General features: G+C 48.6%; 27 protein-coding genes, 1 tRNA gene and 3 pseudogenes. 12 read left to right on the forward strand and 19 right to left on the reverse strand.

All coding sequences use genetic code 11. From position 1 onward, the window contains the following. Positions 1-79: 79 nt before the first annotated feature. Entirely contained in the window at positions 80-1,825 is a 1,746-nt protein-coding gene (gene dnaG, locus C7433_RS14640) for a DNA primase (RefSeq protein WP_033739835.1), read from the forward strand. Positions 1,826-2,137: 312 nt separating this feature from the next. Continuing rightward, positions 2,138-3,982: an RNA polymerase sigma factor RpoD gene (rpoD, locus tag C7433_RS14645; protein ID WP_028723590.1), complete on the forward strand. Its 1,845-nt coding sequence runs from the start codon at positions 2,138-2,140 to the stop codon at positions 3,980-3,982. Positions 3,983-4,054: 72 nt separating this feature from the next. On the opposite strand, the gene mug is transcribed toward rpoD, so the two are convergent. After that, positions 4,055-4,570, reverse strand: a complete 516-nt coding sequence (gene mug, locus C7433_RS14650) for a G/U mismatch-specific DNA glycosylase (protein ID WP_058702283.1) — start codon at positions 4,568-4,570, stop codon at positions 4,055-4,057. Positions 4,571-4,872: 302 nt separating this feature from the next. Here mug and C7433_RS14655 point away from each other — a divergent pair. The 4 genes and pseudogenes from C7433_RS14655 to C7433_RS14675 all read left to right on the forward strand — a co-directional run bounded on the left by C7433_RS14655 (position 4,873) and on the right by C7433_RS14675 (position 8,812). Beyond that, positions 4,873-4,948, forward strand: a tRNA-Ile gene (locus C7433_RS14655). A 518-nt stretch (positions 4,949-5,466) separates the two neighbouring features. Next, on the forward strand, positions 5,467-6,108 hold the full coding sequence (locus tag C7433_RS14660; protein WP_110268413.1) for a hypothetical protein: 642 nt from the start codon (positions 5,467-5,469) through the stop codon (positions 6,106-6,108). A 379-nt stretch (positions 6,109-6,487) separates the two neighbouring features. Next, a pseudogene (locus tag C7433_RS14670) lies at positions 6,488-7,147 on the forward strand (tyrosine-type recombinase/integrase); the annotation flags it as partial. A gap of 204 nt (positions 7,148-7,351) precedes the next feature. Further along, positions 7,352-8,812, forward strand: a complete 1,461-nt coding sequence (locus tag C7433_RS14675; RefSeq protein WP_110268415.1) for an ATP-dependent endonuclease — start codon at positions 7,352-7,354, stop codon at positions 8,810-8,812. 566 nt (positions 8,813-9,378) lie between these two features. Here C7433_RS14675 and C7433_RS14680 read toward each other — a convergent pair. Further along, positions 9,379-9,774 (reverse strand): annotated as a pseudogene (locus C7433_RS14680) (phage tail protein); the annotation flags it as partial. Between the two features lie 224 nt (positions 9,775-9,998). Here C7433_RS14680 and C7433_RS14685 point away from each other — a divergent pair. Continuing rightward, positions 9,999-10,697, forward strand: coding sequence for a hypothetical protein (locus C7433_RS14685; RefSeq protein ID WP_233255786.1), 699 nt, complete (start codon positions 9,999-10,001; stop codon positions 10,695-10,697). 20 nt (positions 10,698-10,717) lie between these two features. After that, entirely contained in the window at positions 10,718-11,158 is a 441-nt protein-coding gene (locus tag C7433_RS14690; RefSeq protein ID WP_110268417.1) for a hypothetical protein, read from the forward strand. On the opposite strand, the gene C7433_RS14695 is transcribed toward C7433_RS14690, so the two are convergent. The 3 genes and pseudogenes from C7433_RS14695 to C7433_RS14710 form a co-directional block, all read right to left on the reverse strand. Beyond that, positions 11,155-11,337 carry a tail fiber assembly protein gene (locus C7433_RS14695; RefSeq protein WP_255421311.1) on the reverse strand — a complete coding sequence of 61 codons (183 nt, stop codon included), beginning with the start codon at positions 11,335-11,337 and terminating at the stop codon, positions 11,155-11,157. The two genes, C7433_RS14690 and C7433_RS14695, sit on opposite strands and share 4 nt — an antisense overlap. 523 nt (positions 11,338-11,860) lie before the next feature. After that, a pseudogene (locus tag C7433_RS14705) lies at positions 11,861-12,148 on the reverse strand (DUF1493 family protein); the annotation flags it as partial. Between the two features lie 548 nt (positions 12,149-12,696). Continuing rightward, on the reverse strand, positions 12,697-12,888 hold the full coding sequence (locus C7433_RS14710) for a toxin-antitoxin system HicB family antitoxin (RefSeq protein WP_039341980.1): 192 nt from the start codon (positions 12,886-12,888) through the stop codon (positions 12,697-12,699). 138 nt (positions 12,889-13,026) lie between these two features. Here C7433_RS14710 and C7433_RS14715 point away from each other — a divergent pair, with 138 nt between their 5' ends. Further along, positions 13,027-13,557 carry a hypothetical protein gene (locus C7433_RS14715; protein WP_039341977.1) on the forward strand — a complete coding sequence of 177 codons (531 nt, stop codon included), beginning with the start codon at positions 13,027-13,029 and terminating at the stop codon, positions 13,555-13,557. A gap of 374 nt (positions 13,558-13,931) precedes the next feature. Here C7433_RS14715 and C7433_RS14720 read toward each other — a convergent pair whose 3' ends face one another. The 10 genes from C7433_RS14720 to C7433_RS14765 form a co-directional block, all read right to left on the reverse strand. After that, positions 13,932-14,153 (reverse strand): ogr/Delta-like zinc finger family protein, encoded by a 222-nt coding sequence (locus tag C7433_RS14720; RefSeq protein WP_033739904.1) that lies wholly within the window; start codon positions 14,151-14,153, stop codon positions 13,932-13,934. Positions 14,154-14,226: 73 nt separating this feature from the next. Then, the gene (locus C7433_RS14725; protein ID WP_110268419.1) at positions 14,227-15,384 is read right to left on the reverse strand and encodes a contractile injection system protein, VgrG/Pvc8 family; all 1,158 of its coding nucleotides are present in this window, start codon (positions 15,382-15,384) and stop codon (positions 14,227-14,229) included. Between the two features lies 1 nt (position 15,385). Beyond that, positions 15,386-15,889 (reverse strand): phage tail protein, encoded by a 504-nt coding sequence (locus C7433_RS14730; protein WP_033739905.1) that lies wholly within the window; start codon positions 15,887-15,889, stop codon positions 15,386-15,388. Positions 15,890-15,895: 6 nt separating this feature from the next. Further along, a complete protein-coding gene (locus C7433_RS14735; RefSeq protein ID WP_110268420.1) occupies positions 15,896-17,962 on the reverse strand; it encodes a phage tail tape measure protein in 2,067 nt (688 codons plus the stop codon). Further along, positions 17,955-18,077, reverse strand: coding sequence for a GpE family phage tail protein (locus C7433_RS14740; RefSeq protein ID WP_013027268.1), 123 nt, complete (start codon positions 18,075-18,077; stop codon positions 17,955-17,957). The genes C7433_RS14735 and C7433_RS14740 overlap by 8 nt, the downstream gene beginning before the upstream one ends. Before the next feature lie 32 nt (positions 18,078-18,109). Beyond that, positions 18,110-18,406: a phage tail assembly protein gene (locus tag C7433_RS14745; RefSeq protein ID WP_033739909.1), complete on the reverse strand. Its 297-nt coding sequence runs from the start codon at positions 18,404-18,406 to the stop codon at positions 18,110-18,112. A 54-nt stretch (positions 18,407-18,460) separates the two neighbouring features. Beyond that, positions 18,461-18,973: a phage major tail tube protein gene (locus C7433_RS14750; RefSeq protein ID WP_110268421.1), complete on the reverse strand. Its 513-nt coding sequence runs from the start codon at positions 18,971-18,973 to the stop codon at positions 18,461-18,463. A 12-nt stretch (positions 18,974-18,985) separates the two neighbouring features. Next, positions 18,986-20,155, reverse strand: coding sequence for a phage tail sheath protein (locus C7433_RS14755; protein ID WP_110268422.1), 1,170 nt, complete (start codon positions 20,153-20,155; stop codon positions 18,986-18,988). Positions 20,156-20,256: 101 nt separating this feature from the next. Further along, on the reverse strand, positions 20,257-20,550 hold the full coding sequence (locus C7433_RS14760; RefSeq protein ID WP_072209175.1) for a YciI family protein: 294 nt from the start codon (positions 20,548-20,550) through the stop codon (positions 20,257-20,259). A 12-nt stretch (positions 20,551-20,562) separates the two neighbouring features. Next, the gene (locus C7433_RS14765; RefSeq protein ID WP_033739914.1) at positions 20,563-21,141 is read right to left on the reverse strand and encodes a recombinase family protein; all 579 of its coding nucleotides are present in this window, start codon (positions 21,139-21,141) and stop codon (positions 20,563-20,565) included. A gap of 461 nt (positions 21,142-21,602) precedes the next feature. Here C7433_RS14765 and C7433_RS14770 point away from each other — a divergent pair, with 461 nt between their 5' ends. Further along, positions 21,603-21,851 (forward strand): hypothetical protein, encoded by a 249-nt coding sequence (locus tag C7433_RS14770; RefSeq protein WP_110268423.1) that lies wholly within the window; start codon positions 21,603-21,605, stop codon positions 21,849-21,851. Positions 21,852-22,180: 329 nt separating this feature from the next. Here the strand turns inward: C7433_RS14770 and C7433_RS23765 are convergent, their stop codons facing one another. Next, positions 22,181-22,357: a hypothetical protein gene (locus tag C7433_RS23765; RefSeq protein ID WP_166649059.1), complete on the reverse strand. Its 177-nt coding sequence runs from the start codon at positions 22,355-22,357 to the stop codon at positions 22,181-22,183. Beyond that, positions 22,354-22,989, reverse strand: a complete 636-nt coding sequence (locus C7433_RS23560) for a hypothetical protein (RefSeq protein ID WP_146212563.1) — start codon at positions 22,987-22,989, stop codon at positions 22,354-22,356. The genes C7433_RS23765 and C7433_RS23560 overlap by 4 nt, the downstream gene beginning before the upstream one ends. A gap of 120 nt (positions 22,990-23,109) precedes the next feature. On the opposite strand from C7433_RS23560, the gene C7433_RS14780 reads away from it, so the two are divergent. Both C7433_RS14780 and C7433_RS14785 read left to right on the forward strand, forming a co-directional pair. Further along, positions 23,110-23,523 (forward strand): tail fiber protein, encoded by a 414-nt coding sequence (locus C7433_RS14780; protein WP_233255788.1) that lies wholly within the window; start codon positions 23,110-23,112, stop codon positions 23,521-23,523. Then, positions 23,523-24,131, forward strand: coding sequence for a tail fiber assembly protein (locus tag C7433_RS14785; protein WP_110268426.1), 609 nt, complete (start codon positions 23,523-23,525; stop codon positions 24,129-24,131). The genes C7433_RS14780 and C7433_RS14785 overlap by 1 nt, the downstream gene beginning before the upstream one ends. Here the strand turns inward: C7433_RS14785 and C7433_RS14790 are convergent. Further along, a complete protein-coding gene (locus tag C7433_RS14790) occupies positions 24,094-24,705 on the reverse strand; it encodes a tail fiber assembly protein (protein ID WP_110268427.1) in 612 nt (203 codons plus the stop codon). The two genes, C7433_RS14785 and C7433_RS14790, sit on opposite strands and share 38 nt — an antisense overlap. Further along, positions 24,705-25,183: phage tail protein (locus C7433_RS14795; protein WP_226375862.1), on the reverse strand; the 479-nt coding region annotated here is incomplete at its 5' end. The genes C7433_RS14790 and C7433_RS14795, both read right to left, overlap by 1 nt.

A 25,183-nucleotide genomic window follows, 5' to 3' on the forward strand; every position in this document is an offset into this window, starting at 1 on the left:
GACCGAGTCAAGTAAAAGGCCGTGCTTTCCGAAAGGAAGCGCGGCTTGTTGTCGTTTATGAGCTGAAAAAACGGGGCTTATGGCAGGACGAATTCCACGCGTATTTATCAATGACTTACTTGCCCGCACGGACATCGTGGAGTTGATCGATGCTCGCGTAAAGCTGAAAAAGCAGGGAAAGAATTATCATGCGTGCTGTCCTTTTCATAATGAGAAAACCCCCTCTTTTACCGTAAATGGCGAAAAACAGTTTTATCACTGTTTTGGTTGTGGTGCGCACGGTAATGCCATCGACTTTCTGATGAACTACGATCGTCTGGAGTTTGTTGAAAGTATCGAAGAGTTAGCCACTTCTCACGGGTTAGATGTCCCTTACGAAGCGGGTAACGGGCCCAGCCCGATGGAACGCCATCAGCGCCAGAGCCTGTACCAACTGATGGACAACCTTAACGGTTTTTATCAGCAAAGTTTGCAGCAATCCAGTGCCCAGTCAGCGCGCGATTATCTTCAACATCGCGGCCTGAGCGCCGATATCATTAATCATTTCGCGATAGGTTATGCCCCCGCCGGTTGGGACAATGTTCTCAAACGCTTTGGTAAGCAGCCGGAAGATCGCGAGTCATTAATGGAAGCGGGCATGCTGGTCAGTAATGACAAAGGCCGGGTTTACGATCGCTTTCGCGAGCGCGTGATGTTTCCCATCCGCGATAAGCGAGGCCGCGTTATCGGCTTTGGCGGCCGCGTGCTGGGTAATGATACGCCGAAGTATCTGAACTCGCCCGAAACGCCTGTTTTTCATAAAGGTCGTCAGCTGTATGGCCTGTATGAAGCCTTAAAAAATCATCCTGAACCGAAACGCCTGTTAGTGGTGGAAGGCTATATGGATGTCGTTGCCCTGGCGCAATACGGCGTGGACTACGCGGTTGCCTCACTGGGTACATCGACCACGGCTGAACATATTCAGTTGCTGTTTCGCAGTACGGATAACGTGATTTGCTGTTACGACGGCGATCGCGCCGGACGTGAAGCCGCCTGGCGAGCGCTTGAAACCGCATTGCCTTACATGAATGACGGTCGTCAACTACGCTTTATGTTTTTACCTGACGGCGAAGACCCGGATACGTTGGTTCGCAAAGAAGGTAAAGCCGCATTCGAAGCGAGGATGGAGCAGGCTATGCCGCTCTCTTCGTTTTTGTTCGACAGCCTGTTGCCGCAGGTCGATTTAAGCTCTCGTGACGGCAAAGCGCGTTTAAGTACACTGGCATTGCCACTGATCACGCAGATTCCCGGTGAAACGTTACGCATTTATCTGCGTCAGGAGCTGGGAAACAAACTCGGTATTCTGGATGATGCGCAGCTTGAAAAGCTGATGCCTAAACAGGCACAGGGCGCAAGCGCACCGGTTGCTCCGCCGCTGAAACGCACCACAATGCGCGTTCTGGTGGCGTTGCTGATTCAGAATCCACAACTGGCAAGTCTGGTCCCTGCACTGGATGGGCTGGCCGAGTCAAAAATAGCCGGTTTACCGCTATTTATTGAATTAGTGAAGCGCTGTAACGAGAATCCTGGATTGACCACCGGTCAGCTACTAGAGTTATATCGCGGAACAAATTTTAGCCAAACGCTTGAAACACTGGCCGTGTGGAACCACATGATAGTGGATGAAGAGAGCGAAGCGGTGTTCCAGGATTCCCTGGCCAGTATTTATGACGCGGCTCTGGAAGAACGACTGGAGTTCCTGATTGCGCGAGAACGCACCCATGGACTCAGCACCGATGAACGTCGCGAGCTCTGGACACTGAGCCAGGCCTTCGCGAAAAAGTAACAGGTTACCCTACCTGCTGCTGCCCGTAACCGGAGCGGCAGGTTTAGTTATTCAGGGCGAAGCAGGTTTTGTCGCTGAAAGCGCGCAGTCACCGGAGCGTACTGATGTACGTGAGGATGACGAGCACTGTCAGAGGCAAAAATGACGAGTAAGCCAGGCCCGACATAAAATTTGCGGCTTAAGTGCCGATTACTAATGGGCAAAGCCCAGGCCGCGACGAAGGCAGCGGCGAGAACGAAATGCCTTCAATGTTATTGTTGGCTCGCTGCCGACCGACACCAATCTAATTAACAGAAGTGTGGATACCGTCTTATGGAGCAAAACCCGCAGTCACAGCTCAAGCTTCTTGTCACCCGTGGTAAGGAGCAAGGCTATCTGACCTATGCTGAGGTCAATGACCATCTGCCGGAAGATATCGTCGACTCCGATCAGATCGAAGACATCATCCAGATGATTAACGACATGGGCATCCAGGTGGTTGAAGAAGCCCCGGACGCCGACGATCTGATGCTGAATGAAAACAGCTCCGATACTGACGAAGATGCCGCGGAAGCTGCCGCTCAGGTATTATCCAGCGTTGAATCTGAAATTGGCCGCACCACCGACCCGGTTCGCATGTACATGCGTGAAATGGGTACCGTTGAACTGCTGACCCGCGAAGGCGAAATCGACATCGCGAAGCGTATTGAAGACGGTATCAACCAGGTTCAGTGTTCCGTTGCTGAATATCCGGAAGCCATTACCTACCTGCTGGATCAGTACGATCGTGTTGAAGCCGGTGAGTCGCGTCTGTCAGACCTTATCACTGGCTTTGTCGATCCTAACGCAGAAGAAGACCTGGCACCGACCGCTACCCACGTCGGTTCTGAGTTGTCCGAAGAAGATCGTAATGACGACGACGATGACGACGAAGAGAGCGACGACGACAGCTCTGACGACGATAACTCTATCGACCCGGAACTGGCGCGCGAGAAGTTCTCTGACCTGCGTACGCAATACGAAACGACGCGCGATGTGATCAAGAGCAAAGGACGCAGCCATGCGGCCTCTGTCGCTGAGATCCAGAACCTGTCTGACGTCTTCAAACAGTTCCGCCTGGTACCGAAGCAGTTCGACTACCTGGTGAACAACATGCGCGAAATGATGGAACGTGTCCGTACCCAGGAGCGTTTGATCATGAAGCTGTGTATTGAAGTGTGCAAAATGCCGAAGAAAAACTTCATTACGCTGTTCACCGGTAACGAGACCAACGAGAGCTGGTTCAAAGCCGCACTGGCGATGAACAAGCCATGGTCTGAAAAACTGCTGGACGTGCAGGATGACGTGATGCGTTCTCTGCAGAAGCTGGCACAGATTGAAGAAGAAACCGGCCTGACCATCGAGCAGGTGAAAGACATCAACCGTCGGATGTCGATCGGTGAAGCGAAAGCCCGCCGCGCGAAGAAAGAGATGGTTGAAGCTAACCTGCGTCTGGTGATTTCAATCGCCAAGAAATACACCAACCGTGGTCTGCAGTTCTTGGATCTGATTCAGGAAGGTAACATCGGTCTGATGAAAGCGGTTGATAAGTTTGAATACCGTCGCGGCTACAAGTTCTCGACCTACGCCACATGGTGGATTCGTCAGGCGATTACCCGTTCTATCGCTGACCAGGCGCGTACCATCCGTATTCCGGTGCATATGATTGAGACCATCAACAAACTCAACCGTATTTCGCGCCAGATGCTGCAGGAGATGGGCCGTGAGCCGACGCCAGAAGAACTGGCTGAGCGCATGCTGATGCCAGAAGATAAGATCCGCAAGGTGCTGAAGATTGCCAAAGAGCCTATCTCTATGGAGACGCCGATTGGTGATGATGAAGATTCACATCTGGGTGATTTTATCGAAGACACCACGCTGGAGCTGCCGCTGGACTCTGCGACCTCTGAGAGCCTGCGTTCTGCGACCCACGACGTGCTGGCTGGCCTGACCGCGCGTGAAGCCAAAGTGCTGCGCATGCGTTTCGGTATCGATATGAACACCGACCACACGTTAGAAGAAGTGGGCAAACAGTTTGACGTTACCCGTGAGCGTATTCGTCAGATTGAAGCGAAAGCCCTGCGTAAACTGCGCCACCCGAGCCGCTCGGAAGTGCTGCGTAGCTTCCTCGACGACTAAGTCCGTTAAAACCCCGGTTCGCCGGGGTTTTTTATGTCTGCTGCCCTGCCCTTTTCCCGCAAACCGCCACCATTAACGCCGCAGCTGTAACGCCTCGTACATCTGGCGATATAGCGCCACCATCTCTTCCAGTGAGGCCCGGTTTAATCCACTGGGATTCGGCAACACCCACACCTGGGTTTTCCCCATGTAGATCGGCTGCTCGCCCCATTGCACTTTGCTCTGACGAAACGCGCGTTTAAAGGCATCTTTGCCCAGGATAGCCAGCGCGGCAGGCTGATAGCATAGAACCTTGTCCATCAGCCGCTGACCGCCATCACGTAGCTCATCACTGGCCAGTTCATTTGCCTGGATGGTCGGGCGCTCGACCAGCATCGTAATACCACAGCCGGTCTCCAGTAAGCGCTGCTCCTCTTCCGGCTTCAGTTGCTGCACCGTAAACCCTGCCAGGTGAATCACCTTCCAGAAGCGATTGCCGGGATGGGCAAAATGATAGCCGGTGTGCGCGGTCGACTGACCGGGATTAATGCCGCAGAAGAGGACGTTCAGGTCCGGTGCAATGATATCGGTGATGTTGTGTTCGCTCATGAGGCCTCCTGGCTTTGCGCTGCGTCCTGGCCGCTCACGCAAAGAATCCGTATTCGTCATAATCTTGCCAGTGGTTAACGCTTATTTGCGGAGCAATGTCGTGATTGCGGCTGTCTTTCCTACTGTTAAGCCCAATAAGACAATCGCGCTTCACCGCGCATGCGACGACGCTGCGTATCAGCGTAGCGTTTTTGGCGGTTTTATCATAGTTATCAGCAAGTAAAACATTGCTGCTTATTTCAGCAACCAGCCGAACAACGCTGGATTGCCCCGAATAGATACTTTATAATCCCCGCTCCATTGGCCCCTTAGCTCAGTGGTTAGAGCAGGCGACTCATAATCGCTTGGTCGCTGGTTCAAACCCAGCAGGGGCCACCAGATTTAGTGATTAAAATCATGCGATTAAGCCACCTCCCATGGGTGGCTTTTTTGTTTGTGCTTTTTGAATGGCGATAAATTGGCGTTTTATTTTAATGGCGTCAGTATACGGTCATAGAAAAACCGCTTAATTTGATAACATTGTGCAGTGCATTGTTTCCGTTAAATTAATCTTCAAAAGACCTGTTTGTATCAACCAGATCATACCTACCTACAGACGCGCACTGTTCGCAACGTTCTGTTTTTGATGGAATTGGTCCGAATTTTGGCTAATTTATTTAAAACATTGAGTTAACAGCGTCTCATATGACAGGTTTAAGAGGTGATGATTTGATCGTAAGGCATATAGCTCAGTCAAACTTTTCTATTAAGGAGACCGAGTAAAGCTGTTACCAACTCAATATCCTGAATAGGCCATAATGGCAGTTGTGTGCAAAGAGACTCAAAAAGAACCTTATTACTACACACAGGAGTTCAATTGCGTTATGCTTCTGCGAAAGCAGTAGGAGGGCTAATGAATGGATGTTGCTCAGATAGCAAAAGCCGTAGGTGATGGTGTTATATCAATCCCTAGAGACTTCTATTTAGGACTGGAAAGAACATTCCAGGACCTGAATCTGTCGGATGGTGGCTACCGGACACAGCGGCGCAACTTTAATGATGACAAGCGGGTTTTTCATGCAATAGAGCAACTTATCAAAGACCGAAACACAATCGCCAAAGTCGCTAAAATCATCATTGATGATGTTTTAAACCGCTTGCCCGATCCTGTACTAAAAAAAGTTCATGAAGCCGTTATTGGCAGTGCTACTCAATTCGCATCACGCACTGCATTACAGATGAGTATTTCCACCTTCCTTGGCACAAAAGTCATGGGTGGAATGATAACCGGTCTGGTAACCCGCCTCGCACTCAGAGGTGTGTCAGGCGTGATGTTGGGCGGTATTGTAACTCAGGGTGTAATAGCGCGCGCATGTGATGCCTCTCGGCGATTAAGCATGGAAAACCCGGCGCTTTGGCAGAAGCTGCGTATCCATAATTACGATATGCTCTACTTCTTTTTTGAAGAGCCTCTTAAGCACCTGATTGAAATGGGGAAAATTTTGCGTAAAGAGCCCAACAGGATTGAGGAGTTATTACGTGCTATCGAGAATCTTTAAACTGTCATTCAAATTTATTTCCGAGATATTGGGAACTTTGGTTTTGACAGCAACTGTATTTGGGATGTTCTATACAGGTTTCACAAATGAAGGCAGCATGCGGATTGTAGGGCCTCTCGCTGTATTTATCTGCGGAATCGGGGCTTATGTGTTGGTAATGTATGCCACCACGAAAATCAATGAAAATGATAAAAAGGGCCAGCCAGGTTAATGCTGTGCTCGTGGGCATTCCGCAAGTTGAATCTAAAAACCAGCGATATAGAATATCACCCACTGTAATTTTGGCTTTAAGCTGAAGGTAAAATTTTAAATAAGATCGACCTTAAAGCAGTAATTATCTACCTGGCAAAGAAATTTAAAAATCATAAACAGGAAGGTAACTCAACCCAGTAGAGTGAAGACGATAACACATCGCACGGTAAATTTAGAGTTCGAGTATTTCAGGGCTATATTTAAAGAACTACGCCGATTAGATGAATGGACAGCGCCTAATCCGTTTGAGAACGTACGCGAGTTTAACATCAGTGAGTCAGAGATGGCGTATCTCACCATTGAGGAAATCAGAACCCTCCTCGCCGAATGTGAGAACAGCCGATCCAAAGACCTGACTACCATTGTGAAAAACTGCTTGGCAACTGGCGCGCGATGGAGTGAGGCGGAAGGCTTGAAGGGAAACCAAATCCGCGCCGGTCAGATCATTTATGTGAAAACTAAAGGCAAGAAAAACCGCGCGGTGCCGATAACTGAAAAATTGCAGGCCGAACTGCCATCAAGCAGGAAAGCACAGGTGATCTTTAAACCATGCTATTCAGCTTTTAGAAAGGCCATGCAACGCGCCGGTATCGAGACACCTGCTGGACAGTTGACGCATGTCTTGCGACACACCTTTGCTTCCCATTTCATGATGAACGGGGGTAATATTCTTGTGCTTCAGCGGATATTGGGGCACACCGATATCAAGGTGACGATGCGGTATGCGCACTTTGCTCCAGATCATTTATCTGAAGCGATGCTGCTAAACCCTCTTGATCGCATTTAAATATAATGGTATTTGATAATGATAGGCTGATAAATTTAAGTAAGCGTAAGAACATAACAGCCTTTCTTCAAAGATAACCAGAAAATCATAAATAAGTAACTCAACGAAATCATTCGTAATGGTGGGATATATCTTCTAATTGCCTAGCTTATGTAGGTTAATTATGGGATAGAACCTCATAAGTTAGCATAAAAGGGATTAATTATGTTTATAAAATCAATGATTATCGAAAATTTTAAAGGCTTTCATGGCAGTCATAATTTTAATTTCAATGTACCTAATGGAAATACAGAGGGTAGCGGACTTAATATATTTGTAGGAGAAAATAATTCTGGAAAGTCTACGATTTTTGAGTGCCTCGATTTCATCAAAGATTCCACAAAAAAAGATCCAGAGACCTTGCTTAACAAATCTAACCCGGCTATGACGTTGAACGATTTCATGGTAGAGGTCGTATATACTGGGAATGTATCAGGCTCCATTACAGCTCATGTGCAAAGCAATAAAAATCGATCCTTCTTAAGCTGTATATACCAGCATGGTGGATCGGAGCATTTTAAAGTTAAAAGGTCATGGGATAGGAACTTCCCTGATGACATCAAAAAAATCAACTTCTGGGATCATGCCAATGGTAGTTATTCAAATCCATCGGGAATCGATGCGCCATTCAAGAAGTTTTACGACAATAATTTTATATGGGCTGATACTAATCCTAGTGATGAATCTAAATTTGGTGCATCGACTATCTGCGGTTCGCTACTAAAAGAAATAGCATTAGGACACACTAGCACTCTTGAATATCAAAATTTCCAAAGTAGTTATCATGGACTCTTCAACAATCCTGCATCGCAGTTAAGAAGTAAAATTGCACAAATAGAAAGTCAAGTACAGAATATATTCTCTTCTCAATTTGGAATGGCAAATATTTCATTTTCTTTTGAAGAATTACAAATTGAGAATTTTTTCAAGACAGCAAGTATAATTATTGATGATGGTGTGTCTGTACCAATGAGCGAAAAGGGGCATGGAATGCAGAGAGCCGTAGCTTTGGCACTATTGCAAGTTTATGCAAATATAACATCTAATGTGGCTAATGCTGCAGTTTCAAAACCCTTTTATTTCTTCATAGATGAGCCTGAGTTATGCTTGCATCCTACCGGACAAAAAAAATTATTAGACGCTTTGATGGTACTATCAAAAACAAAACAGGTATTTATTTCTACTCACTCTCCTTTTATGCTTTCCTCTCCACATCTGAAAAATACAGGCCTATTCATCTTCAATAAAACTAATAATAGTAGTTCCGTTAGTACTGCAACAACTTCACCCATGTTTCCATGGAGTCCATCTTGGGGTGAGATTAGTTATAGAGCATATAATTTAGCCACTGTTGACTTACACAATGAACTATACGGTTATTTGCAAGAAAAGCATAACCTGAAAACAATTTCTGATGTTGATGTATGGCTCAACTCCCAATCAATTGCATCAAATAAACAATGGACTAAGGAAAGGAATGGATCGCCACTTCAACCATTGCCGACAACATTACAGTCGTTTATACGAAACCATATTCACCATCCGGAGAACGTGACAATGCAAGCCAATAGATACACCTATGGAGATTTAAAACAATCCATAGATGAAATGGTCAATCTCATTTAAGTTATTATTGAGAATTATCTAGCCTCCTTTGTTAAAGGGGGCAGTTATATTGTATAGCCTCTATCAGTTGTGATTTCACCATCACTTAGATATATATAATAGTTCTATAAAAAATCAGATGATCCCCCCACATTTTAGATTGGAGTGGCGGCAAAGTAGCAGCAGAGATCCACGCTATACGCCACTTCTCATCACTATTCGGCCTAAAGAAAATATAAGAATCAGTAAGTTGCTGATTTTACTTGTTTCAAATTGGGACTCATAATCGCTTGGTCGCTGGTTCAAACCCAGCAGTGGCCACCAGATCTCACCTGTTGAATCAGGACATTAAGCCACTTTTAGCCGAGTGGCTTTTTTGTTTCTATAGGCCAGCGTCACAAAAGCATCACATGACTTTATTCGTTCTTTTTGAACGCAGATACAAAAAGCATACTTTCGCGAGCTTTCAGTGAAGTAACGATTACCTTCTGTCGTTATGCGTAAAAATCGGCACCTTATTAGTCTGGCCCGGCGAGACGATCATCCCCGCTATGCTTTCGTACGTTTTGAAGGTGCACCTGCTACGCGATCCTGGCGAGCGCGATCGCCATTTCCAGCGAGTTAAGGCCCGGCACGCCGAGCTGATTCTGCGCTTAACCGGACTTTCATTACAGTGTACTGGCCGTTTTCGTAAGTGGTACCGATGATGTTTGAGATGGTTTCCGCTTCGGTCGCACCCACGGCAACGCGCACCAAGACATTAACCGATTTGGCCTGGTCGAAAATCGCCTGCTAACGTGCATTTTGCCCCGGCTTTGGCGATACCACCCTACACGTTAGCAAACAATACCGGCGTATTCAGCGCTAGTGTCGGCGTCCCAGGCGGTACAGACCAGCCCAATAATCGCGGTAGAGATGATGGAAATGGTGCGAGTGCCATCCATGATTTCGACGATGCAGATACCATGACAGTAATCAGACATCTGATGCCCCCGTAAAATGGATGTGCTCAGAGTGTCAGGTCAGGCGATGCCGTTTATACAATTAGGGTTTGTTGAAGAATGATCGGGCATTTACTGGGGAATGATCGCTTTGTCTTCCTGTGGCACTATGAACAGCCATCATCAAAAAGAGGGAACGAGTAGGGTTTGTTGAAGAATGATCGGGCATTTACTGGGGAATGATCGCTTTGTCTTCCTGTGGCACTATGAACAGCCATCATCAAAAAGAGGGAACGAGAATGATCTCAGGAAGAGCAGACAGACAGGAACCTGGACGGTATTACACTTTTGAGTCAAGATTGCCCCCCGGAGAATTTTTTGAGCTTCGGCCACAACATCTACCACGCAATGCTCAGCCGGTGCTTGATGAAACAAGCGGTATGTGTATCGGCTACACCGTGGCTCAGGCTCCCGGCCTCTGGCAAATTTATGATGCACAGGGCCATTTTGTCCGGCTTGAAGAGGCTCCGCTTGAAACGCCGTTGTTCGATCCCACTGATATTGCACTGATTGCTTTTGGTGTTTTCCGCATTCTCCGCACTGGCCGTGCTTTATTTGAAGCGGGTACGCGAACAGCGATTACAGCAAAGCTTGGCCAGGGAACGATTTCATTTTTGCGCGCCCGGTTTAAACTCGGCTTATCTGTACGCAACCTGAAAATGACCGAAACGGCTGCTAAGCACATGTATGAAACGGGTCGGTATGTTCCTTTACATATTCAGGAAAAAGCTATTCGTTTTGGTAAGCGAACGGCCGATCCCCGGAAAGTTAAAGGCCTGTACAGATACGAAATTGAGATGTACAAGCTTTATCGTAAGAAGGCCACTACTGAGTATAAAAAATACACACTCGAAGTTGTGGTAAGAGAGTCCGACTGGACAATCACCCACTTTATGTATTTTTAATAACCGACAGGAACGCATCAATGTTTGATATTAAAGATGAGAAATTTACGTTTACGGTTTCTCCTTTTGAAAGAGTGGTCGATAACGACATTGACCCTGAACATCATCGCTGGGACTGGATAAAATCTTTTGTTGAATTTTCTGTTCCTGGCCTGAAAGCACAGTTTCAAACTGAATTTACGGTAGGTGAGCTACTGGAACTACGTGAGCAATTTGCAGCGCACCATAATGCTTTAATTGCTCAAAGAGAGATAAAGCCTTTCGTGTTTCAAAGCCAGTGCCATCAACTGAATATGATCATCAGGAAAGTAACCGGCGAAGAGGGTGTAATTATTGAATATGACCTTCGTCCTGAAGCGCATGCTGACAGCGCTCAGGTGAAAGGTGATTTCGGCATCAATGAGAGCTACTTCCCAGATATTTTAAAACGGCTGGATGAGATGATTGAATGGCAAAATTAAGCCTTCACGCCTCTAAAATTTTCCTGATAGTCCCCGCTGTAACGGGGATGTTTCTGTTTAGGCTTTCCCGGCCAACTAATATCCGGTGCCGTTAAGGTCTCCACGCGGTAGGTTCTCCATTGCTCCAGTAGCGCTTTCTCGCTCTCCATGGCGATGCCCAACTCGTCCGCATCCTGCAAGGGCGGAATAACGTATTACACCTCACATTACGCTAAGAATGGCACACTTTGACCTACTCACATTTCCCCCATGAGTTTGCGCGGACCAGCCACTGTAAAACAGGTCCGCAGATCCTATACGCTTTCCTGGATTGCTTTCGCTCAACGTTTTCAGCTTTGGCAAAATTTTGCTCTCAGTGCGTTGGTAACGCATACAGAGCGTACAGCAGGTATGCTATTTTTTTAACCTGACAAAATATCGGTAGATTTTTTTTGCCAGACAGATAGCGACAATGCCCAGCAAAATCGATGTTATACCGAGAAAAAACATTAACGAAAGGAGATGGCTAAAAATCCCGCCCAGGCTTGTGAAATCGCTGAGTCTGACGAGTTGTTCTGGGGTTAGTGTACGAACCATTATTTCCGGAAGAATCAGAAAACATATAATGACTGCTAAAATATAAATCGTCTTATTTTTTCCCTTTTTCATTATTTTCCTGTCTGAGTTTGAGGGTAAGGTATTTTCTGTTTTTGATTTTTCTTCATCCGTCCAGTGACCTGCTCGGGCCGAGTCAATCAGTAATTGAATGGTCAACGCCTTTTCTGCTTTGCCATTATCTTCAGGAAAATAGCGAGTGAAATTGATTTCATCTAAATTAATCGAAAATTTCTCTGTGAATTCCTCTAGTAAATCATAGGCATCTAACGGGTCCATTCGAAAATCTTCATTAAGATCGGTATTATGTTTGAGCGGATACCGCTTAAAGGTAAATATGCTTCGACCATTGTAAGTCTCAACAAGATCGAGTACTGCTTTTTCTGTCTCGTCCATTATCGTAGTCTGCTCTTCTTTCTGGCAATATTATTTTATTTGAATGTTATCTCATAGCTAATCTTGTAAGCGTACAACTTAGATTGCTCATTCATTTATAAGGACCTTACATCCTGATTATTTACTTTGAGCAAGTCAATATGGGTAAGTCCCGATTCACTGAACATCATATTACAGATAAATATTGAAACTTCATGGTGTTTTGAAAATCGCCATGAAAAAGATTATACGGTTGAGGTTAAACCCACTTACTGTATCTTACATAAAGATAAGCAACGATACCGACCCAGACAACCACAAACCCCATTGGGTAAAATGGAACGAATCGCACAATAAAATAAGCACCAACAACACTGACTATAATCGGTACAAGATAGAAAAAAGATTGCAGTAACCATACAATAAAAAGCTTCATTTACTCACAACTCCATCAAAGCCTCAGCTATTTTATCAAACTTGTAATGGCCAAATTAAAAACTTCACAATAGCGAAATTTAGCTTTTTTTCATTTACCACACATATAATTAACTCAATATTTCACGCACAAATTACCCCTCCGGCTCAATCCCCCTTGCCTTTAACGCCTCTCTCGCCAGATTCTTCAGCCAGCTTGCCAGACTAATTCCTTCTTCAGTTGCAACCGCATCAAGCTGTTTTTTCAAGGCGGGATCAATGCGCATTTGAAATTGTGGGGACTTGCCTCCACCTTTTGGTTTTTTTTCACGCATTATAATTGACATGTACTGACCTATTCCCTCATTTTAATCCTTTAAAAGACCACACTAACATGAGGCCTTTTATGAGAGCAACGCCCCGGCAGTGATGCAACACATACCGGAGCGTCTGACCACAACGTTCACTCTAAAGGAAACAACGCTATGGCTAATACCAATAGTAACACAACCACTCATTATGAAATCGTGGACATTCAGCCAGTTATCGAACCGGCAGTATCAACCCTTTTGAAAACACCGCTCGGCACGACGCACGATCTCTTTCAGGTGCTGGAGGCATGTAGCCACTATGTCGATGCCCTGGTGGAATGTCACGATATCACCGCTCGTATGGCACTATGCGGCCGTCTGCTCGCTGCACTGGAAGTCTTGAAAGTTCTGTTAGACAAGCCACTGCCAGAACACCTGATTAAACGCCTCACGCTGGAGAAAGGTAATGACAAAGCCTGTCGCAGCGGTTGTTCGATAGATTCGGAAGAGATGCGGCAATATTGCAGCGCATTGACGTTAGTATTGCTGAATCAGCCGGCTTCCACAGACTTGCAGAAACACATCACCGGCTTGTTATTCCAGATGATTAACATCATGACTGATGACTTAACCGCGCCGCGTTTTGTGCAAACAGCGTCGGGGCTGGTGATGATCGATAGCAAACTTACAGATAGCCTTCATTAATTCCGGCCCTTTCCCTTCTTCCCTCTGGAAGAAGGGAATTCGCATACCAAACTCAAATCCCAGCGCGGACTTAACTTTATACCAAAATACTTTATCACCCCTGCGTTTTCTTCTGGCGAAAATCGCCACGCTTTTTCTCTCTTCACCGGAAGCCTGTTTTGCCTGACTCACATCAGTGAAATCTTTTTATTCCGTACAGTAATTGCCAGTGTTCCCCAAGGGCCCCGGCCCTCACCACCGTACAGTTATTAACAGAACTCCCAGAGGCCGCTGTCGCGCCCTTAAACGTCAACGGCTCGCTGGCCTTTAGCCTGATCTCCCAGCGATCCCATCCAGGCCGCAGCCATAAAAAAACCCGCTTTCGCGGGTTGGGCTTACAGCAGCTGCGGTGACGGATTATTGCTGCCTTTCGCCATCACCGGCACGGTATTAATCTGTGCCGGTTCGACGATAATCCCGGATACGCTCTCCAGGGTTTTAAAGGTACAACTGCAGTTAATGTTCTGGCACTGGTGATAACGTTCTTTCGTCTCTTTCGAAACGTAACGGCTGCTTTTCGTATGGGCGGCGGTCTGACATTTTGGGCAATGCATCATAGTTGTTCTCCTCTCTGGCATAGTGCAACATTAGCCAAAAGCTAAACAAAAAGCAACAATAATTAGACTAAATCTAACCACCTTGCTTTTCAACTAAGATGTATTCCACGTTTTCGGTCATCAACTCCAGGTTCAACTGGGTGGTAAAGCCACTTTTATCGAGGGTATGCACGATATTGGTAATCAGCCATTTTTGATTATCGATGACCGATTTAAAACCTTGAGCTTTGACCGGCGTTTCAGGAATCAACTCCGCAGCACCCAGCGCCAGTAGGATCTTCAGCGTAGCCCGGTTGCGTTGCAGTTCCTGCCACTTTGCCTTAGCCGCCTCCTCTGCTTCCTCCTGGCTACTGAAGTGCGTATTCAGTACATACAGTTTCTTATTGCTGCCAAAAACATAGGTTTTTCCCGGGTCTTGTTGCCCGATAGTGGGGATATTTTTGGCCGCGGGATGGACAGGGTTCACCGTCGGTGTTGCTGGCGGTATCGTGTTGACGGTTACCCCTTTCTGCTGCGCCTTTTTCTGATCGTACCATTTTGCTTCTACGCCACTGTAATCGTCGCGCTTAAACAATTTGTACTCATACTTATCGCCATCCTGTCGGTTCAGATTCAGGAGTGAAATCGGCTTTCCGCTCACGGTCACGCCCTGCCCGGGGGCAAAGAACTGCAGCATTTCTTTTTTAATTGTCGCCACCGCGCCAACCAGCATAGCCAGACGAGTAATAAATGTGCCGTCCGTTTCCTGCGTTTGATCGAGATGCTTAATCTTTTTCTTAGCTATCTCCTGCGAAACTTTCCACTTGAGGTTGTTACGTTTCGCGATTTTCTCCACGGCCTCGCCAACCGTCATGTCTGGATATGAATCAGTGATTTTAACATCGAGCGAACCGCTAAAATCTGCGCTTCGGGCGACCACCGTTATCGTGTCCGGCGCGCCCTGGTAGGTGACCTCATCAATGAGGTAGATGCCTTTATTTGCAAGCGGCTGTCCTTTCCAGCCAATCTCCAGGGCGATTTTTGCGCCAAAAGGCGGCATGACCAACTGGCCGTCGCTGTCGTCCAGCGTCAGCTCCAGTTGATCGGCCTGCAAGCCACGGTTATCCGTTAACTTCAGAGAAATCAGCCGTGGGCGAATATCTTCCGTTTTATCCTTCGTCTCAATTTTGATATTGAAGTCCGGCGTCGGCGCAACGCGCAGAGGCACCGGAATCGGGGCGATATCGCTCATCTCAGCGCCCTCCGCTCAGCGCAGAGGTAACGCTGTTGATGACAGAACCCACCCGTTGCGCTGCGTCACTGGCCCGGTTTTGCAGTTCTTCCGCCTGCCTTTTTAAGTCGCCGAACATGCTGGTCAATGAATCGTCTACCCGCAACAGGTTGAGGGTAAAGCCTATCTTGCGCGCGCTGCCGTCGCTGTAGAATTCGGTATGCGTGGCCGAGAAATCTGTGACGACAAACATGCCGTAAATAATGCCATTGCCGCCAATCAGCGGCCACGCCAGGCCTTCATCGGCCATCGCCTTCAGTGCCAGCAGCGTGACATTGCCGCCGGTGATTTCAGGCCGGAGCTCGCCAGACAGGGTGATTTTATCGTCACCGGCACCCAAAAACTGGGTCGACTCACGTCGCCCTACGCGACTGTTTTTTGCCCAGCGATAGCCCACGTCATGCTTCAGATTGTCGAAGGGAAGGGTTTGCCGTACAAACGGCATCATGCCTAATATCATCATCATGGTGAATTAATCCTGGCTAAACATGGAGTTATAGCTGCTATCAGCCGTGGACCACGGCGATGCCGTGGAATACTGTGCAACGGCCTGTCCGATCGCCTGGGGGTCGCCTGTCGCATAGATGTTGTTGGTTACGGTGTGCTGACGGTTATCCACGTTTGAATTGTTAACCGAAGGCAAAGGCTGATTGAGCGTGCTGTTAAGGCTGGCGCGCGATGCGGCCGGACGGGCATCCGCGTTATCCTCATCCTCGTCATCCTGATCGCGCATTTTGGGCGGTGGCAGCTTGTCTTTCACCTTGTCAGATTTCTCATCAATTATGCCAAGTTTGCCCAGAACCCAGTCAATGCCGCCCCGCAGTTGGTTAAGGGCTTCACCGGGCAATTTCAGCGCTGTCGCCAGCATGTTGCCGAAGCGCTGTCCCATCTCCCCTGCTGAAGCCAGTTCCTGCTGAGAAAACTTCACGGGTTCCAGCAGCTTCGAGAACCATGCGCCCAGCTCGGACACTTTGTTACTGAACCAGTCAAATACCGGCTTCAGCGGCGCGAACGCGTCGCTTATCGGCCCCATCGCCGCGCTGAAACCTTCAGCAACGCCGCTGATAAAAGCGCTAATCGGTTCCCAGTACTGGTAAACCAACATGGCGCCCGCCGCGATAGCCGCGCCAAGCAAGACCACCGGTAGCGTAATCGCCCCCAGCGTGGCCGTAATCGCGCCACCGATGATGGCAAACGCGCTGCCCAGCAGCTCCACACCCGCCATGATAGTGCTCAGCCCGCTAATGACAGGCCAGGCAATGTTTCCCACGCTGGCCAGTGAATCCACCAACGTCAGCCCACCGGCCGCCAGCGTCAGCAGGCTGTCCGAGAGCTGGGGATTGATATTCATGACGCCGGTCAGGACGGACTGTACGGACAAGCCATCCTGGCTGATGGCCTGCAGGCTGGTATCAACCGACGCGTCTGCGGCTGGCGGCTGGGCAGCGGGCGCCTGAGACAGCTGATCCAGTCGGCCACTGGCTGCGCCCTTCATCAGCACTGCGGCAGGGGCGGCACCCTGTTCACCAAAAATCGCCTGCAGATAAGCGGCTTGTTGGGCTGCGTCGAGTTTGTTTTTCTCAAACGCCGCCTGTACCTGACCGAGCACCGCGAAAATGGGCTGGTTGTTGCCCTGGTCGTCAGCGGTTTGCACATTCAACGCTTTCAGTGCGCTGTCTGCGCTGGCGTCCGGTGCCTGAACATGCGTCAACATGGCGCTGACGCCAGCACCGGCCTGGCTGCCCGTCATGCCGTTTTCCGCCAGCACGCCCATCATGGCCGCGGTCTGGCCGACGCTAAGCCCCGCCTGTTTTGCCACCGGGCCTATACTCGCCATCGCCTTGTTGAGTTCAGTGATATCGCCTGCGCCCTGCCCACCCGATTTTTCCTTGCCGTTATTCGCGTCGCCAGGGGATAAGTCATCAATGACTTTTCGGCCCTTCTCAACAAAGTCTTTGGCCTTCGAACTGGCACTTTGCACGTTATCTGCCAGCGCCATGCCGGCACGGTAGCGATCGCGTATGCGGTTGAGCTTGTCCTGACGTTGATTCAGCCGATCCATGGACTGACCCTGCGCATTGAGGGTGGATGTCGTCTGCTCGGCTTGTTGATTCAGCTTCCGGCGCTCACTGCTCAACCGGCGCGTGGAAATCCCGGCGTCATTCAGCGCCTGGCGTTGCTCCTGTACCGACTGACGCAGCTGGATATTTTTTTGCTGCAGCGCGTTAGCCGACTGACGCAGCTTATCCAGCGCCTGCGTTTGTTCCGCGGTGGGGTTTTGGGTGTTTTTAAGTTGAATGGCGAGTGCTGCCGCTTCTGCCCGGGTATTTTTAAGATTTTGCTGGGTCAGCGTCAGTTCTTTGCGCGTCGCACGGAACCCTTCAATCTGCGCGGATTTAGCGTTGAGCGCATCCAGGCGGTCCTGCGTTTCCTGGATATCCGCAGACAGTTTTTCTGTTTCTTTACGCACGGCACTGAACGGGCGCGTCGCCCGATCAACCGCTTCCAGCAGCACTTGCAGCTTGAGCGTGTTACTCATCTGAGGTTACTCCACTGCGGATCATCACTCTATGCCGCCAGTCGAGTAACTCTTCCAGCGACATGGGATACATTTCTGAGGGGGGCCAGTGAAAAACGCTGGCAATATCGGCCATCAGATCATTGACCGTCATATCGCGGGGCCAGCTTACGTGGCCGATTTCGCTGACAAAAAACCAATCACCTTGCCGCCCAGGGCAATCAGGTCAACCGGGTCCAGCGCATTGCATTCCGCTTTGGTCAGCGAAGGCATCGTGATACGGGGCAGCACCATCAACAGCGCATCCACATCGGACGAGGCCAGCTCGGCCAGTCGTACACCGCGCAGCGCGCCGGCGTTCGGTTTGACCAGCTCGACCTGGGCGATCACTACATCTCCGCGTGAGATCGGGCTTTCCAGCACCACCAGGTTGTCTTTCTGTTCCGGCTTATCCAGCTGTTCCATTTTTTCTCCATCTCAATCAAGAGGGGCCAGCGCAGAACGCGCTGGCCTTTGTTATTACACCAGGCCGAGATTTTTACGGCGCTGTTCCAGACGATCGACGCCGTTGACCTTCTCCACCATGTTGACGGTGTCGATTTCAATCAGCTCTTTGCCATTCCAGGTCAGTTTGAAATAGGTATTTTTGCTGGTGACTTTGGTTTCGGTGTTTTCACCCTGCTTGGCTTCACCGAAGTCAAACGCCTGGTGCTTACCGCGCACTTCAATTTCAACGGCAATCTCTTCGCCGGTGTCATCGCGCTGATAAGAACCGGTAAAACGTAACGGAACGTTGGCCGTTGCGCCCCACTGGCTGAGTACCAGCTCATCCATACCGCCCAGCGTCCACTCCATATCGAGCGCCGCATCGTCCAGGCCGTTATCGATAAACGCGGCACCGTTCATGCCGCCTGCGCGATAGGTATCCAGCTTGCGTGACAGCTTCGGCAACGTAACGGCGGTTACAATGCCCTGATAGCTGTTTGAATCATTAAAGAGGTTTAACCCTTTGAGTTTACGTGGCAGTGCCATTTATCCGGCTCCTTAGCTGTTTACGGATGCGGCGAAGTTCGCCAGATAGGTATCAGTGATGCGCTGACGCAGCGTCAGATCTTCCAGCGGGGGCACCGGCGTGTAGTCGTAATCGATAAACAGTTTGCCCGCCTTCAGGCTCTCTTTATCGTTCGCGCTTTCGTCGTACCAGCAGTTCGCACCCAGCAGATAACCAGCGCTGACCAGTTCACGGAACTTCGCGTTGATGCCGGCGATGATTTCGCGTACCAGCACTGGCGTCAGCGGTTTATCGTTGGCCCACATGTGCGCTTCCGCCATGGTATCGGCCAGCACCTGCGCTGAACGGGTGTAGTTCTCAAACGCGAAAAGCGGATCGTCGCTACAGGTGCGGTTGCCCCAGAAACGGAAGCCGTCTTTGCGGATTAGCGTGGTGACGCACTTCTCATTCAGCAAATCGGCATCGGTGCCGGTCTGTTGCAGATCCCAGAAAACGTCTGCAGAGATGCCGGTTACGCCATTGACGCCCACGTTGGACAGGGTTTTATGCCAGCCCGTATCGTTGTCAATTTTGGCGCGCAGGCCCAGCGCACGTGCGGTGGCATAAGCCATTTCAGATTTGCTGGTCGCGGTATTCCAGGCAATAAAGTCTGGCCAGATGATCATCAGCTCACGCTGGCTGAAGTTTTCGCGGTACTTCATGGCATCAGAGATGGTTTTGCTGTTCCAGGCGGACACGTAAGCAAAGCCACGCAGCTGCTGTGCAATGCTGGCCAGCGCGGTCGCCACTTCCAGCGAATCCAGCCCTGGCACGCCCAGAATACGTGGCTTAACGCCCAGCTGAGTTTGCGCGCTGAGCAGCGCCTTCATGCCGGTGTATTTACCGTTCGCGTCTGTCGAGCCAATCAGGTTAGAGGTGGTTTCCGCCTGACTCGCGCCTTCTGCTACGCGAACCACGACGGTTACCGGCTTCGCCTGGTCAGCAATCGCCTGCAGCGCGGCCGCCAGGGTGCCCTGGGTACCGGCTTTGCCGATGGCCGCCTGCACGTTGGTCAGCAGAACAGGTGTGTTAAGAGGGAACGCCGTTGCATCAGCATCTTCTGCGGTGCAGATCATGCCAACAATGGCGGTTGAAACAGTCGAGATGGTGCGTGTGCCGTCATTAATTTCGACGACGCGGACACCGTGATGAAAATCAGACATCTGTAGCACTCCGTGTTGAGGGTGTGCTCAGAGTGTCAGGTCAGCAGAAAGGATGCATGCGATTGCGGTTTGCTGGCGCGTGGCTAAACAGCGGCGATAATTTACAGGGTAACAGGGCTGTCAAAAGCCTTGCTCCAGAGCCGGATATCCACGTTATGACGCAGTCCCACTTGCCAGAACGGGTCCTGCTTCAGGAGGGTTTCAACGGCTTCTTTGGATTCGGCTTCCACAATCCATAACGCACCATCGGGATGAGCCGTGGCATGCTCTCTGAGGGAGCCCGCAATCAGTACGCCTGACCTGACGCTTTCCAGCCACTGCAGATGAGCGTCCATATAGATTTTACGGATATCAGCCCGGTCGGCACGATCGTAAAAACGCACGGCAAATAACATCGCTTATTCCTGTTAGTTACTACTGTGATCGGTGGGTTTAGCGGCGTTGACTGGAAGATAGCGATACAGGGTTTTGACAGAAATATCCAGCACCAGTGCCACCTGGTAACGTGTGGCGCCGTTCGTCAGCATTCTTTTTGCCCGCTCCACGACGTCCGGCGTCATAATGCGCCGCCGCCCACCAATGCGTCCTTTTTCTCGCGCAGCGGAGAGGCCCGCTCGCGTGCGTTCAACGATCAATTCACGCTCCATCTCCGCCAGGGCGCCCATCACATGAAAGAAAAAACGCCCCATCGGCGTGCTGGTGTCGATGCTGTCCGTCAGGCTACGGAAATTGACTCCACGTTCACGCAGCTCCTCAGTGAGCATGACCAGATGACGCATGCTGCGGCCAAGCCGATCCAGCTTCCACACCACCAGAGTATCGCCCTCTTTTAACGTCCTGAGCGCCCGCTTTAGGCCTGGTCGTTCGCTGGTCTTACCGCTGATTTTATCCTCAAAAATCTGTTCACAATTTGCACTCTGCAAGGCATTCCGTTGTAAATCGGTGTTTTGGTCATTTGTTGACACCCTGACATAGCCAATCAGCATCATTTTTCCTCTGGTAAAAGATGGGGAGTTTGCCATTGCGTTGGTTACAGGGGCCAGGGGTTTGTTTCGCGAAAACCTCGGTTTTGTAGAAGCGGTTCAAAATGAAATTTCGCGCTCCCGAGGCGTTAAACAATTCACGAGTAACGGCAAGTTCCAGGTCCCGGATGGCGTAAGCACTGTCTACTTATCCGGATGTGCTGCTGGAGGCGGCGGGGGCGGTGGCGGTTGCCGTACAAACACCAGTGAATTTGGCGGTGGCGGCGGTGGCGGTGGCGCTGGACAGTCAGTTATTAAGCGCGCCATAACAGTTAAGCCGGGAGAAATGATCGATGTAGTCATCGGGGCTGGTGGTGCCGGTGGAACCACGTCAGTAAACTCCGATGGCAAAGCTGGAGGAGTTGGTGGCAATACTGTTTTTGGCAATTATTTGACCCTCATCGCCGGTCAGGGTGGAGACCCTGGTGGTGGTGGTTCAGCGCAGTATGGCGGAGCTGGCGGAGGAGGTTATCCTCGCGGAAGCACTGGAAATGATGGAGCAGGAACAACGGGCTCGACGATTGGAACAGGTTGCGGCGGCGCAGGCGCATCATGTCCATTCGGTGGAGGCGGTGGCTCCGTTCGCTCATCTTCCGCAGGTAGTGCTGGAGGCCAAAATGGTTACGTTGGTGATGGTTATGGTGCTGGCGGTGCAGGTGGTTCAACAGGAATAAATGGTAAAGGGGCTGTGGGGCAGCCAGGTTTAGTCATAGTCGAATGGTAACTGGGAAAAAATTTTTTCTCACCAAAATTTAATAACCCTGAAGAAATAATCCGGCCAGAAATAATTAAAAATATTCAATCTTTCCATGGTTAATTTTTAATTTATATTTTTTTGAGGGTTATTTTTAAAAATATACTTCAGCATAAGTTTATTAACGCAATCCATAACAGTTGAAGCCATAACCTGGAATTATTTACCAATCATTTTATAAGCATCTTTTTGATATTTATGAGATTTAAAGTAAGACCCGCTGCCGCGGGTCTTTTTCCGACGTGGTGTTCATTTCCTGGGCGGCACGAACATACCTTTTACATACTCCCAACCTTCTTCAGGCTTAACTTCACATTCTGTGATATCAACCCACTGAATAGAAGGGTGGAACAATTCCGTTATATCATCTTCCGTTGAAAATAGTTCTCTTACTGTGTTTTTTTCAATTCGCGCATAGTTTTTCATGCATATTCCTCAATGATAATAATGCCATCGCCACCGCCCCCTCCATTTTGAGCAGATGAATTACTAACAGAAAATGCACCGCCGCCGCCTGATCCAAACGCGCCAGGATCACCAGACAAAGATGAGCCTGCAGCAATAGGATTTCCCCCTCCACAGAAAAACGATGCGCCACCACCTCCACTCTCATAGCCCGAGCTTAAGGTAATTGCTGGGGTTCCTGCAGAGCCTCTGACATTCATGTGATTACCACCATAGCCAATACCACTGCCGCCGTTAGAAAGTAAGCGATTCTCTCCGTAGTTAAATGCCGTACCACTTGCCGCTCGAGCACCGCTTGATGCAGAGAGGTATCTACCAAAACTGCTGCTTTGCCCTGATTGCGGCTCGTTACCACCGACTCCACCAGAACCACCCTTTCCGACGGTTAGCAATATGGGAAACTCAAGCTCATCGACTGAATGCCAGGAGATAGCGGTACCACCCGCCCCTCCACCTGAGCCAACCGCTCCCTGATTTGCTCCAACTGCAGAAGTCCCACCGCCACCGCCGCCGCCTCCTGTAACGATTATTTTTAGTAGTCTCGCGGTCGGTTTTGCATAAGTCGTATTTTGACTGAAAATATTTACCTTCAATAATCGGCCAAAAAGCTTTTCGTCTAAACCGAGGTTTGTATCCTCTTTTTATTATTGGCACAAAGCCCGGAAAAACTTTAAAACCTCGGTTTAGGCGAAGGCTCTGCTTTGCCGGTTGGCGTGCCGGTTCCCTGGCCTTCGGAAAATCCGCCAACTGGGTGGCTAAAGTGTAATGGTGCCGCTTTCAGCGCTGCCACCTATCCGCTTCTGGCTAGAGTGTACCCGTCGCTTAAATTGCCAGATCTACGTGGAGAGTTTATTCGTGGATGGGATGATGGAAGAAATGTCGATAATGGAAGAACTATCTTCTCTGCACAAGGAGATGAAATTCGTTCGCATAACCACAAATTTGTTAACGAATACGGAACCCCAACCCCGAATTTTATTGCATTCACTGATCAAAATAGCGAGTCAATAGAAATAATGGGACAAGCTGGCAATCGTTGTCATACATATATATTTATGGAAAACACGGGTGGATCAGAGACACGACCACGCAACATTGCATTTAACTATATTTTGAGGGCTGCATAATGTTAAGAGCTCAGTTGGATAAAAATCTCATAGCTATTAACTCTGGGGAAGTTAGTGTTTATAATTATGATGGTATTTCACGTGAATATCTTTCAACTATCACTGAAGCTCTTGCTAAAGGAGTAGGCCTTCCTGCTAATTCATGTGTCGACGCTCCCTTAGAAAAAAAAGAGGGCATGAAGGTTTGCAGAACTAAAGACCTTTCTGCATGGGAGTATATTAGCGATCATCGTGGTGAAACTGTCTACAACACTGAAACAGGGGAATCATTTATTATAACTGAACTGGGTGATTACCCAACCAATACAACTTCAAAAGTTCCAGCTTCAGAGTACTGTAAATGGGATGGTGAAAACTGGGTTGAGGATTTTTCGCTTAAACATGAAGCTGATAAAAAAATTGCAGAAAAAAACCGAAATGATATTTTAAACAGTATTGATAACACAATATCAGATTGGAAGATTGAACTTTTTCTTGGTGATATTAGTGATAGTGACAAAGCAAAACTATCAGCTTGGATGGCGTATAAAGCTTCGGTCAAAGCCGTCGATATATCGACGGCTCCTGACATCATTTGGCCGACACCTCCGGTGGCAAAGGCCATGTGATATCTGGCACCTGATAAGTTTTAATTTCTTTTAATTTTCTTATATAGGCCAGCCAATCGATTAAGCTGGCCTTATCCTTGTCAGTTATAATACCTAATTGCAGTTCTGTCTGCCAGATACTAATTATATTTTGCGCATTAACCAATAGTTCATTTTGTTTTTTTTCTGCGAAGCCTACTTCAGCCTCGTGCTGCACACGGCTATCGGTTATCCATGTACTCCCATCCCATGAATCATACTTTGTTTTTGGTTTGAGAGTTGTAGTATCCTTTGGGTATGGACCTATGGTTTTTATTATTCTTTCATTACCCGTTTCAGTGTCATATACAGTCTCACCGCGGTGATCATCAACTAATTTCCATTCATCGTTTTCATAAACGCAAGTAGTACCTGCTTTTCCTGATAAATTTGGCTTGATGGTTGAAAATGCAGGAATGCCAACACCTTTTAAAATATATTCCTTTGATATATTTTTAAACTCTCCAGTCACGGCATCGTAATTGTATACCTCCAAAAAAACATCTTTTGTGGATAGTTCGTTTTCGTCAAAAGAAAACTCTTGTTTATTATTCATTAGATTGCCCTTAAAATATAATTAAATGCAATGTTTCTTGGTCGACTTATACCATAAACACCCACGGCCCACGTGTTAGATGAATAATCATTCGTGGCTGGTGTCATTGAGATATACATCCCAGCAATGCTTGGTAAAGGTGTATCGTCGTAACCCCAGCGAGATTTTTCAGTTAAATTATTTATCGTGACAAGCGTATTTGCGCTTATTCCATCGTCTCCAACAACTACTGATCCTTGTTGATAAGAGAGGAGACTTCTTCCGCTATCAACCCCCCGTCCATCGTCCCAGCCACGTATAAATTCCCCACGCAAATCCGGCAATTTAAGCGACGGGTACACTCTAGCCAGAAGCGGATAGGTGGCAGCGCTGAAAGCGGCACCATTACACTTTAGCCACCCAGTTGGCGGATTTTCCGAAGGCCAGGGAACCGGCACGCCAACCGGCAAAGCAGAGCCTTCGCCTAAACCGAGGTTTT

Source organism: Pantoea sp. PNA 03-3, assembly GCF_003201175.1.
GTDB classification, from domain to species: domain Bacteria; phylum Pseudomonadota; class Gammaproteobacteria; order Enterobacterales; family Enterobacteriaceae; genus Pantoea; species Pantoea stewartii.